Consider the following 9,919-nt stretch of genomic DNA (forward strand, 5'->3'; position numbering starts at 1 on the left):
AATTGTATAGTTTTAATTGATTAGTCAAAAGTAGTCCAATTGTAAGCACCCATATCTGTTGCTCCATTTCTTGGATTGTTTAAAATATCATTGAAAGTAGAATAGGTAATATTTGCAGTTCCTTTAGCAGCTGAATTTTGTCCAATAATTAATTTATTTTTTCTAGCATCTTTAAAATCAGGTTTGTTTACGGTTGAATTCGTAGCTATCAAACAGTTAGTATATAGAGCATTATTTGAAAAAGCATACAATGGATTGTTTATAAATTGATTACTAAAATCAGCAAACTTGATTAAAGAATGATTAAAATTAAAAACAAATGTACTTCCTGTTTTTTTCAATACAATTCCAAAATTGCTTGAAGTGTGAATAATACAGTTTTTAAAATTTGCTTTTGTTAACGCATAACTAACACTTCCATCATAATCGTCTAATAAAACTGCTGTTTGATTTGGTGTTGGCCAATAATTAGCGAAAGTACAATGTACAAATTCATAACTTCCTCCAAAACTTCCAGCAAATGAAGTTTGACCACAATTATTAATAACTACATTTCGGCCTTCAATATTTCCAGTTCGGGCTAAAATCCCCACATTAGAGCAATTGTAAATTTGAATATTTTCAAGGTCTAAAGTTGGTGTAGGAGTTCCATCATTTCCAGTAACAAGCATACCAACAGTAGCATTTTTTATTGTTAAATTTGAAATTTGATTGTTAGTACTACCTTGCGTGAACCAAATGGTTCCCCACTGACCAGGCGTTTCTGAAAATCCCGGTTCGAGTCGATCACCTTCAAATATAACTTCATTTTCTAAAGCAGTTGTTGTAGAATGAGCTCCGTTGACATGAATAGAAGCATTATTAGCTACAATTAAACCTGATTCGGCATGAAAATGAATTCTGGCGCCTGCATCAACTACCAAAGTTTTGTTGGAAGGAACTGCCGCATAACCATAAATAACATACGGTTTATTATTGGTCCAATGTAATTCGTTTCCATTCATTGGATTCGTTTCTTCTAAAAATCGACCACGAATTGTAATGGGATTTCCATTGCCATCAACTCCTAAATTTAACTCATCATAAGTATAGGTATCATCTGGATTTTGAACTCTTCCTGGATAAATAAAATAAGCGTCTTGAATTAGCGTAACTAATTCGACTTTTTGATGATTTGGATTGGATTCTTCTCCAAAGAGAATTTGATCAGTATATAAAAAATCAGTAGGATTAGCATCGGCAACTTCAGCAGTTACTGATATAAAAATATACATACTATCTTTTGCAAGTAACTCCACATTTTCAAAGACTTGACCTGCCATTCCGTCAACCATTAATCGGTATTTAGATGTTGTTCCTTTTTTCAGTCTTAAAGATGGAATTGAAATATTTTTATCACTTCTATTGTAAACTTTTAAAGTGTAAGTGCTTGAACCAATGTTAGTGAAAACAGTGTCTAAATAAACAGTGTCTTTAGAAAATTCTAAACCACCAGTTCTTGATTCAAAATCAAAATCGTTTCGACAAGATGTTAATGAAACGGCAAACCCTATTAATAATAAAAGTAATAAACGACGCATGTAGAATTAATTTTGGTAAATGTAATTATTAATTTAAATTTTTGAAAATAAACTTTTCGTTTTAACCACATAGATTCTATGTAGTAATTATTTTGTTTGAGTCAATTTCAGTTATGTGATAAATATTTATAAAACGTTAAATAACATGAATTATTCTATTCGGAATGCTTAATTTTACCAAAAATAAAGTTATGATGTTTGATAGAGAAAAAATGTTGCAATTGTGTAACGATTGGAGCAAAAATACTTTAATGAATACCTTAGATATTGTTTACACCGATGCAGGTGAAGATTTTCTAACTGCTACTATGCCAGTAAATCCAAGAGTACATCAACCAATGGGATTATTACATGGTGGAGCAACAGTGGCTTTAGCTGAAAGTGTAGGAAGTGCTGCATCATTAATGTTTGTAAATCCTGAAAAGCAAGAAGTTCGTGGTATCGAAATTTCAGCAAACCATTTAAAAAGTAAGCGCGAAGGAATGGTTACAGCTACAGCTAAAATTATTCATAAAGGTGCAAGTTTACATTTGTGGGAAATTAGAATTGTTGACGAACAAGGAAAGTTAATTTCGCTATGTAAATTAACAAATATGGTATTATCGAGAAGACAATAATGCAAGTTTTTGAAGAAATACAGACTATATTATCGCAACAAAATCCGTTTGTTTGCTATGTAAAACCAAATGAAACAGTTTGGAATTTACTTATTCAACAAAATGATGAAATTATCGAATTTTCTAATCAAGCTGGATTTGTAATTATGCCTTTTCATGAAGGAAAACAAGTTGTAGTTCCGTTTGAAGGTAATACGTTTTTACAAGGCGCAATTGACAATACAGAGAAAAAAGAAGTTCAAAACTTCACTTTAAGCAGTAGTCAAAAAGAAGCTTTTGAGAATTTAGTTTCTAAAGGAGTTTCTGCCATTCAACAAGGCGAATTTGATAAAGTAGTTTTGTCTAGAAAAATTATCTTGAAGCAACAAATTTCAATAGTTGAAACCTTTGAGAATCTTATTTCGACTTATCAAACGGCTTTTCGCTATTTGTTTTTTCATCCTAAAATTGGTTTATGGATGGGAGCAACGCCAGAACAATTGGTGAAAATCAATCAGAATCAGTTTGAAACGGTAGCTTTGGCAGGAACGCAATTGTATTCAGAAAATGTAAGTTGGTCCATCAAAGAAATTGAAGAACAGCAATTTGTTACTGATTATATTTTAGATAAAGTAAAAGATAAAGTAAAACAACTTATTGTTACTGATGTTAAAACAGTTAAAGCTGGAAATTTAGCTCATTTAAAATCGTTTATTTCAGGCGAATTAACAGCTGATTTTCAAGCGAATGATTTGATAAAAACATTGCATCCAACACCAGCGGTTTGTGGTTTACCCAAAGAAAAAGCCATCGATTTTATTCTTAAAAATGAAGATTATAATCGAAAATATTACGCTGGATTTTTAGGTGAATATAACAAAAACAACCAAACCGATTTATTCGTAAATTTACGCTGTTTAGAAGTGGAAAATGATGTTGTGAATATTTACGTAGGTTGTGGCATCACAAAAGACAGTAATCCTGAAAAGGAGTTCATTGAAACGGAAAATAAGTCAATGACCGTGCGAAATGTTTTAGTTGCGAAACACTTTTAAACTCTTAAACGATAAACTTATAAACTGAAAATGAAATTAGATATATTAGCCTTTGGAGCACACCCTGATGATGTAGAATTAGGTTGCAGCGGCACTATAGCCAAAGAAATAAGCTTAGGTAAGAAAGTCGGAATAATTGATTTAACTCGTGGTGAATTAGGCACGCGTGGTTCTGTGGCTATTCGCAATGAAGAAGCGGCTAAGGCATCCCAAATACTAGGGGTTACTGTGCGCAGAAATTTAGATATGCGTGATGGTTTTTTTGTAAACGATGAAGAACATCAAATAAAGATAATTGAAATGATTCGCAATTATCAACCTGAAATTGTGTTGTGTAATGCCATTACAGATAGACATATCGATCACGGAAAAGGAAGTAAATTGGTTAGCGATGCTTGTTTTTTGTCTGGTTTAAGACAGATTAAAACGGTATTTAATGATGAAGCACAAGAAGCGTGGCGACCAAAAGTGGTATATCATTACATTCAATGGCAAAATATAGAACCTGATTTTGTAGTTGATATTTCTGAGTTTATAGATCAAAAAATGGAATCGGTAATGGCGTATAGTTCGCAATTTTATGATCCAAAATCGAATGAACCTGTTACACCAATTGCCTCAAAGAACTTTTTAGATAGCATAAAATACCGTGCTCAAGACCTTGGAAGATTAGTAGGAGTAGAGTTTGCAGAAGGTTTTACAACCGAAAGATATTTGGCTGTCAATAGGTTAGGTGATTTGAAATAAAATAGTCGTAAAAAAGTAAAAAAAATCTTTGCAAGATTATAGGAAACGCCTATATTTGCACTCGCAAAAGAATTAAGATTCTCTTGTTCAAAACAAATGGTGATTGTAGCTCAGTTGGTTAGAGCGTCGGATTGTGGTTCCGAAGGTCGCGGGTTCGAGACCCGTCTTTCACCCTTAACATTGGAAAGCCCTGAAGAAATTCAGGGCTTTTTTTATTCAACAAACTTTCCTTAAATCGAAGTGTCAATTTTATACGTCATCGTAAGTGTCAATACATATTGAATACCAACTTCTGTTTGATTAGGATTGATGACTTTGTCAAAACCGGCACTGGAAATTCCGTCGTAGTAGAAGGTTTTGTTTTTTCGGGCGATTTTCTTTAAGTACTGATTGTGGTTGCTGTAATTCGTTTCAATTTCGCCCGATTCAAAAGCTTGGTACATTTTGTATTGTGTTTTTGGAAAAACAGTCGCAAATTCTTCTGTAGCGCTTGGTGTTCCAATTACTCGCTTTCCAAACGATTTCATGTATCTGATTTTTTTCGCTTCTGCTAAAACCAAAGCTTCATCAAAAAGCGAATTGTGAATTGCATTGGTATCATTATTAAAATATTCGACTTTTATGATATCGTGAATATCAAAATCGGAGGCTATTGCAATTAATTTTTCCAAACTATTAGCATTGGAAGTTGTAATAATGATGTTTTTTTTGATTTCAAAACCTTTATCAATTTGCTGAGCGTTATCTGAATTAACATTGAAATCGTAAATTTTGGTCTGCGAAATAAAATCGATGTAGTAGTTTTCTTTTTTAATTCCGAACGTTTTAATTTTATCTAAAAAGCCATCTATTCGAGCATTTATTTTTTTACTGCAACCCGAAACCGTTTCGTCTTCTTGATTTAATCCTAATGTAATGACAAATCCATCTGCTTTTTTATTAAGGAGCATTTTTACGGTAACGGTTAAATGATTGTCGTTGATAGTTACCACTGCATTATTAGGTAAAGTGTTTTGATTGTAGTTGTATTCGTTGTAGCGATTATTTCCATAAACTTGATTGCCACTAATTTGAGCGTGAGCTACACCAAATGTCAATACTACTGCTACAATAATCCAATTGATTTTTTCGTTTAAATAAGATACTTGTGATTTCATAATTTTATATTTTAATGATTTGATTGCAATAGTACTTTCGATAAAAGAAAAATATTTAGCAAAACCACTTTCCTGTTGCTGTAAAGTTTTTTCGCTACATTTACAGTGGTTTTACAGTAAATAAAAATTTGCAAACCCTTATTTTTGACCCAAATAAACATGAATCTAATAGACGTATTTCATAAACTTAAAAATGATGTGCTTTTGACCTATCAGAAGCAGTATCCTTATTTTGAGGGAAATTGGAAAACGTTTAGTTCGCAAGACATTCAAAATTTAATCGATTTGATTGCGCTTGAGGTGAAACAAACGGTCAGCGAAAAATGGATTTATACACATTTGAAAGTCGAAACCAACGATAAATTGCCAAGAAAAGATATGTTGGATATTTTATCACAATTGGTAGGTTATTCGGGCTGGGATGAGTATGTGTTTAAAAGGAAACAAGAAGTTGCTCCAATTGTTGCCCAACCAAAACGAAATAATAAAGTAGTTTTTAGTATTGGATTTATAGGTTTGTTTTTACTCGGAATTTTTATGTATCGCTATTTGAGTAAGGAAGAAGTGCAAACTATTGAAGTTAAGAATGCTTTTACAGAAGAACAAATTAACAGTGATGAAGTAAAAGCTGTAATGATTGAAAATGATATTGAAACACCAGTTGAGATTGTAGATTCAAAAATTCAAATTTCATCAAAAGAAAGCACTAAAATTGTTTTAAAGAGTCCGTATTATAAAGATAAAACAATTGTGGTGGGGAAAGAAAGCGCAAATACGATTACTTTACAGCCTGATGATTATGCGATGATGCTAAAAGGTTTCATGAAATCGGACATAAAAGATTGGGAAACTCGAAAAGAACAATTGCAAAAAATTTTAGCTGATGATTTAGAAGTTTTAGTAATGTTGAAAAATGATTTAGGTATTGAATATTTCAACAAGCAAGAGTTTTCTGAAAAGTTGATTGTTCCCAGTGTTGCTTTGAAACGAATGAAAGTAATTGATATTCAAAGCAATGATAAGAATGAAATTAAATTTATACGAATTATACAAGAATAATTTTTAAACACATAGACACATAGTTTTGTTTTGAACAACTCAAACAAGTTATTTTCTATGTTTCTATGTGGTTTATACTGAATATTATGATAAGAAGAAGTTTCCTTTTTATGTTTTTACTATTTACATTTTCTCTATTTGGACAAAATGCAAATACACCTGCATCAACGGCAATAAAGGCTAATTTTACATCGGCTTCAGTAAAAGCGTATCAAGAAAGTGCTACATTAAAAATTGAGGATTATTACCAATATTTGACTTTATTATCAAACGAATCGACAACTGAAACTTTAAAAACAGAAATCAAATCGAGTATTTTTAGACTATTTGAAAGTGAAAAAGTAATGGTTATCGATTTTACTTCGACCGAAAAAAATACTATTTTGTTATCTGATTTGATTGATAAAATTGCCAATAAAAATTATACATTCACGGTTTCAAATTATGAAAGTTCCATTGTAGCTTCAGATTATTGGACAACTCAATATCAACTTATTGTTACGCAAAATAAAATCCCAATGGAATTTCAATATTTTCAAAAAATAGTATTTAAACCAATAATGAAAACTTTTGGATCATCAAAAAAAGAAGTATGGACGTTATTTTTAGGAGAAATTACGTTGCCTTAAATAGTGAAACAAAAAGCCTTGAATTTCTTCAAGGCTTTTTTGTTTTTCATAGCAATATTTCCCACGTAATTAGAACGCTAACTTAACAGTTAAATCAAAATCGTCATAAATAGTTTTGTCACCTAAATCAGAGAAGAAACTTCCTGAACCATATTTAATGTCATATTTAGTTCTATCTACTTTTAACGTAGTTGTAGCTGAATTTGCAGCAACCGCTAAATCAAATTTAATAGATTCTGTTTTTCCTTTGATTGTTAAATCAGCAGTTACAGCATAAACTCCATTTCCTTTTTCACCAAGAGATTTGATAACTAAAGTAGCTGTTGGGAATTTTTCAACACCAAAGAAATCGTCAGATTTTAAGTGACCATCTAAGTTTGCTTTTCCTTTACCTTCTAAATCAGTTGTATTAATTGTAGTCATGTCAACTGTAAAGTTTCCACCCACTAATTTTTTTCCTTTAAAAATTAAAGTACCTTCTTTTAGAGTAATTGTACCTTCATGTGATCCAGTTACTTTTTTACCAACCCAGTTAATAGTACTTTTTGAAGCATCTACTTTTTTACTTGTTTGAGCAGTAGTTGCAAATGATACGAAAGCTACAATAGCTAATGCGATTGATTTGAAATTTTTCATGTTTAAAAATGTTTAAATGTTAATAGTTATAATTAAATAGTAATAAATAATTCATGTTTTGGTTTTCTAACTTTAGCATAGTGTTGTGTTGCATCTTCTTCATGACGATATCCAACAGCAGCTACTAATGAAGCGTTTAATCCTAAAGCATTGAAACCTAGTATTTCATTATATTGCTCTGGTTCAAAGCCTTCCATTGGAGTTACATCAATTTTTAATTCGGCAGCAGCATTCATTAAGTTTGCCATAGCCAAATAAGTTTGCTTTGAGGTCCAAACGGCTTTTTTGTCTACAGGTAGAGGAACAATTTTCGATTTCATAAAATCAGAATATCCTTTTAAATCTTCTACAGATAAACCTCTTGTATTGGCAATGTTTTGAACATATTCATCAATGTGGTTTTCTTTAACATCAACAATGTTTGCAAATACAAATAGGTGAGAAGCATCAACAATTTGGGATTGTCCCCAAGAAGCTGGCTGTAATTTAGCTCTTACTTCAGGGTTTTCGATAATGAATACTTTGTATAACTGTAGTCCGTATGAAGAAGTACTCAATTGGATAGCTTCTTTTAAAGTTTCTAAATCTGTTGCTGATACTTTTTTAGTAGCATCGAATTTTTTTGTGGCATAACGCCATTTTTGATTTTCTATAAAATGACTCATAGTAAATGTTGGGTTTTAATTTCTAAATTTTTCTAGCAATTCGTTTAATAATTCTAATTCTTCAACAGTCAAATTTTGAGAAAAAGAACGCTCATGTGCTTCTACTAAAGGATCCAATTGTAGTAAAAGTTCTAAACCTTTCTCGGTAATGGTAATTTCCATTTTACGGCGATTGATGGGGCAAACTTCTCTAAGCACTAATTCTTTTAATAACAATTTGTCTACTAAGCGGGTAGTGTTACTCGTTTTGGCAATCATGCGTTCTTGTATCATACACATATTAGCAGGCTTTCCTTTTTGTCCACGTAAAATGCGCAACACATTAAATTGTTCAGGGGAAAGGTCAAATGGTTTTAATATCTCATTAAACTTTTCCGAAATGACATTTTGAGTATACATTACATTAAGTAATGTTTTCTTCTCTAGTGCCATTGGCGAGTTAGGTTTTATGATTTCTTCTATTCTCATTTGATGTTGTAAAATTTGTATGTACAAATGTAGTAATAATTTTATTTGTATGTACAAATGTTTGATAAATTTTTGTTAAAGTTTTTAAAATGCACTTTTTGATAGTACTTTTGGAAAAAAAAGATACAATGACAAACTTAGATCAAAATACGTGGTGGAGCCAGTTTTTGCAAGATGCAAACGGCGTAATAGTAGATGTTCGTACCGAAGATGAATTTAACGATGGGTATATTCCCGGTGCTATAAATATTGATATCTATAAAGGACAAGGATTTATTTATAAAATAGAGGAGTTAGACAAATCGAAAAACTATTATGTGTATTGCGCGGCAGGAGTACGTAGCGCCAACGCTTGTAACGCCATGGAACAATTAGGTTTTGAAAATACCTTTAATTTAATAGGCGGTTTTTCTAATTGGGAAGGACCAACAGAATAAAAAGAAATCCGCTGAAGAGCGGATTTTTTTCTTTCTTTATACTTTTAAAAATGGCGAGGAGACAAAAATAGCTATTTAGTTTTTTTTTAACGTTCTGCGGCTTGCTCTCAGTGGCGTTGCACTAACATTAAGCCATTACAAATATAACAAAACATTCAATTGAGCGGCGGATTTTCCGTAGGAAAATCCGGAAGTAGTTATTGAAGCAAAAGGCTATTGGCAAATCGTTATTTCTTTTTTATTCTGCTATGTTCATTTTTTTGGGCATCATAAAGTATTTCTATTGAGTCATTAACCTTTGGCATTTTATCAAAATATTCATTAAGGTCTTCTTTTTGGATAATATCCAATCCATAAACTGTATCAGAACTATAAAGAAATTTATATTCAATACTATAAGTACGAACCCGAGTAAGTTCTATATCATTTAATCTCCTATATTCCGATTTAATAGAAGATATTTTGGCTTTTGCTTGAACACCTTCATTTCTTAGATATTTCTCAGTTTGATAATTCCATATTCCAATAACAAATATCATGACGAGGGCTACAAAAATTATTGCTATTAACTTCTTACGATTTATTTTAGATTTTTTTACATACAAATTTGGATTTGCTTTCTCAAGTTGTTCTCTTGAGTATTTTTCTGTATATGGATATTTTTTATTCATAAAGAACTATCGTGAATTCTAGTATAATGTTTGCTAACGGCGTTCTGCGGCTTGCTCTCAGTGGCGTTGCAACAGCACCAAGCCATTACAAATATAACAAAACATTCCATTGAGCAGCGGATTTTCCGTAGGAAAATCCGGAAGTAGCCATTGAAGCAAACCGTTGTGCTTGTTGCACAACTCAAATATACAAATACTTGCATAAAAAAGAGATAATTT

12 protein-coding genes and 1 tRNA gene are annotated in these 9,919 nt (G+C 31.6%); 7 read left to right on the forward strand and 6 right to left on the reverse strand.

Annotation, left to right across the window (positions count from 1 at the left end; translation table 11 throughout):
• Nucleotides 1-20 precede the first annotated feature (20 nt).
• On the reverse strand, nucleotides 21-1,580 hold the full coding sequence (locus V7P59_RS10905) for a hypothetical protein (RefSeq protein WP_333810191.1): 1,560 nt from the start codon (nucleotides 1,578-1,580) through the stop codon (nucleotides 21-23).
• 191 nt (nucleotides 1,581-1,771) lie between these two features.
• Between V7P59_RS10905 and V7P59_RS10910 the strand changes: the two genes are divergently transcribed.
• The 4 genes from V7P59_RS10910 to V7P59_RS10925 all read left to right on the forward strand — a co-directional run bounded on the left by V7P59_RS10910 (nucleotide 1,772) and on the right by V7P59_RS10925 (nucleotide 4,152).
• A complete protein-coding gene (locus V7P59_RS10910; protein WP_333810192.1) occupies nucleotides 1,772-2,197 on the forward strand; it encodes a hotdog fold thioesterase in 426 nt (141 codons plus the stop codon).
• Nucleotides 2,197-3,231: an isochorismate synthase gene (locus V7P59_RS10915; protein ID WP_333810193.1), complete on the forward strand. Its 1,035-nt coding sequence runs from the start codon at nucleotides 2,197-2,199 to the stop codon at nucleotides 3,229-3,231. The genes V7P59_RS10910 and V7P59_RS10915 overlap by 1 nt, the downstream gene beginning before the upstream one ends.
• Nucleotides 3,232-3,261: 30 nt before the next feature.
• Nucleotides 3,262-3,978, forward strand: coding sequence for a bacillithiol biosynthesis deacetylase BshB1 (gene bshB1, locus V7P59_RS10920; protein ID WP_333810194.1), 717 nt, complete (start codon nucleotides 3,262-3,264; stop codon nucleotides 3,976-3,978).
• Nucleotides 3,979-4,076: 98 nt separating this feature from the next.
• Nucleotides 4,077-4,152: transfer RNA gene (locus V7P59_RS10925), tRNA-His, on the forward strand.
• Nucleotides 4,153-4,208: 56 nt separating this feature from the next.
• Here the strand turns inward: V7P59_RS10925 and V7P59_RS10930 are convergent.
• Nucleotides 4,209-5,135: an SIMPL domain-containing protein gene (locus tag V7P59_RS10930; protein WP_333810195.1), complete on the reverse strand. Its 927-nt coding sequence runs from the start codon at nucleotides 5,133-5,135 to the stop codon at nucleotides 4,209-4,211.
• 159 nt (nucleotides 5,136-5,294) lie between these two features.
• On the opposite strand from V7P59_RS10930, the gene V7P59_RS10935 reads away from it, so the two are divergent.
• Both V7P59_RS10935 and V7P59_RS10940 read left to right on the forward strand, forming a co-directional pair.
• Nucleotides 5,295-6,194, forward strand: coding sequence for a hypothetical protein (locus tag V7P59_RS10935; protein ID WP_333810196.1), 900 nt, complete (start codon nucleotides 5,295-5,297; stop codon nucleotides 6,192-6,194).
• An 86-nt stretch (nucleotides 6,195-6,280) separates the two neighbouring features.
• Nucleotides 6,281-6,823, forward strand: a complete 543-nt coding sequence (locus tag V7P59_RS10940; RefSeq protein WP_333810197.1) for a hypothetical protein — start codon at nucleotides 6,281-6,283, stop codon at nucleotides 6,821-6,823.
• Between the two features lie 69 nt (nucleotides 6,824-6,892).
• Here V7P59_RS10940 and V7P59_RS10945 read toward each other — a convergent pair whose 3' ends face one another.
• Genes V7P59_RS10945 through V7P59_RS10955 form a run of 3 tightly spaced genes read right to left on the reverse strand, consistent with a single transcriptional unit; the run spans nucleotide 6,893 to nucleotide 8,592 of the window.
• Nucleotides 6,893-7,459 (reverse strand): YceI family protein, encoded by a 567-nt coding sequence (locus V7P59_RS10945; protein WP_333810198.1) that lies wholly within the window; start codon nucleotides 7,457-7,459, stop codon nucleotides 6,893-6,895.
• A gap of 32 nt (nucleotides 7,460-7,491) precedes the next feature.
• A complete protein-coding gene (locus V7P59_RS10950; RefSeq protein ID WP_333810199.1) occupies nucleotides 7,492-8,124 on the reverse strand; it encodes an NAD(P)H-dependent oxidoreductase in 633 nt (210 codons plus the stop codon).
• A gap of 15 nt (nucleotides 8,125-8,139) precedes the next feature.
• Nucleotides 8,140-8,592 (reverse strand): MarR family winged helix-turn-helix transcriptional regulator, encoded by a 453-nt coding sequence (locus tag V7P59_RS10955; RefSeq protein WP_333810200.1) that lies wholly within the window; start codon nucleotides 8,590-8,592, stop codon nucleotides 8,140-8,142.
• 128 nt (nucleotides 8,593-8,720) lie between these two features.
• On the opposite strand from V7P59_RS10955, the gene V7P59_RS10960 reads away from it, so the two are divergent.
• Nucleotides 8,721-9,029: a rhodanese-like domain-containing protein gene (locus V7P59_RS10960; protein WP_333810201.1), complete on the forward strand. Its 309-nt coding sequence runs from the start codon at nucleotides 8,721-8,723 to the stop codon at nucleotides 9,027-9,029.
• Nucleotides 9,030-9,256: 227 nt separating this feature from the next.
• Here the strand turns inward: V7P59_RS10960 and V7P59_RS10965 are convergent, their stop codons facing one another.
• On the reverse strand, nucleotides 9,257-9,700 hold the full coding sequence (locus V7P59_RS10965) for a hypothetical protein (RefSeq protein WP_333810202.1): 444 nt from the start codon (nucleotides 9,698-9,700) through the stop codon (nucleotides 9,257-9,259).
• Between the last annotated feature and the right edge of the window lie 219 nt (nucleotides 9,701-9,919).

It is taken from the genome of Flavobacterium sp., from assembly GCF_036782315.1.
In the GTDB taxonomy this organism is placed as follows: domain Bacteria; phylum Bacteroidota; class Bacteroidia; order Flavobacteriales; family Flavobacteriaceae; genus Flavobacterium.

What these genes read in the sequence shown, in the direction of transcription:
- V7P59_RS10940 (WP_333810197.1), top strand. Translation starts at nt 6,281, where the DNA reads ATGATAAGAAGAAGTTTCCTTTTTATGTTTTTACTATTTACATTTTCT.
- V7P59_RS10960 (WP_333810201.1), top strand. Translation starts at nt 8,721, where the DNA reads ATGACAAACTTAGATCAAAATACGTGGTGGAGCCAGTTTTTGCAAGAT.
- bshB1 (WP_333810194.1), top strand. Translation starts at nt 3,262, where the DNA reads ATGAAATTAGATATATTAGCCTTTGGAGCACACCCTGATGATGTAGAA.
- V7P59_RS10945 (WP_333810198.1), bottom strand. Translation starts at nt 7,459, where the DNA reads ATGAAAAATTTCAAATCAATCGCATTAGCTATTGTAGCTTTCGTATCA.
- V7P59_RS10910 (WP_333810192.1), top strand. Translation starts at nt 1,772, where the DNA reads ATGATGTTTGATAGAGAAAAAATGTTGCAATTGTGTAACGATTGGAGC.
- V7P59_RS10905 (WP_333810191.1), bottom strand. Translation starts at nt 1,580, where the DNA reads ATGCGTCGTTTATTACTTTTATTATTAATAGGGTTTGCCGTTTCATTA.
- V7P59_RS10965 (WP_333810202.1), bottom strand. Translation starts at nt 9,700, where the DNA reads ATGAATAAAAAATATCCATATACAGAAAAATACTCAAGAGAACAACTT.
- V7P59_RS10930 (WP_333810195.1), bottom strand. Translation starts at nt 5,135, where the DNA reads ATGAAATCACAAGTATCTTATTTAAACGAAAAAATCAATTGGATTATT.
- V7P59_RS10935 (WP_333810196.1), top strand. Translation starts at nt 5,295, where the DNA reads ATGAATCTAATAGACGTATTTCATAAACTTAAAAATGATGTGCTTTTG.
- V7P59_RS10950 (WP_333810199.1), bottom strand. Translation starts at nt 8,124, where the DNA reads ATGAGTCATTTTATAGAAAATCAAAAATGGCGTTATGCCACAAAAAAA.
- V7P59_RS10955 (WP_333810200.1), bottom strand. Translation starts at nt 8,592, where the DNA reads ATGAGAATAGAAGAAATCATAAAACCTAACTCGCCAATGGCACTAGAG.
- V7P59_RS10915 (WP_333810193.1), top strand. Translation starts at nt 2,197, where the DNA reads ATGCAAGTTTTTGAAGAAATACAGACTATATTATCGCAACAAAATCCG.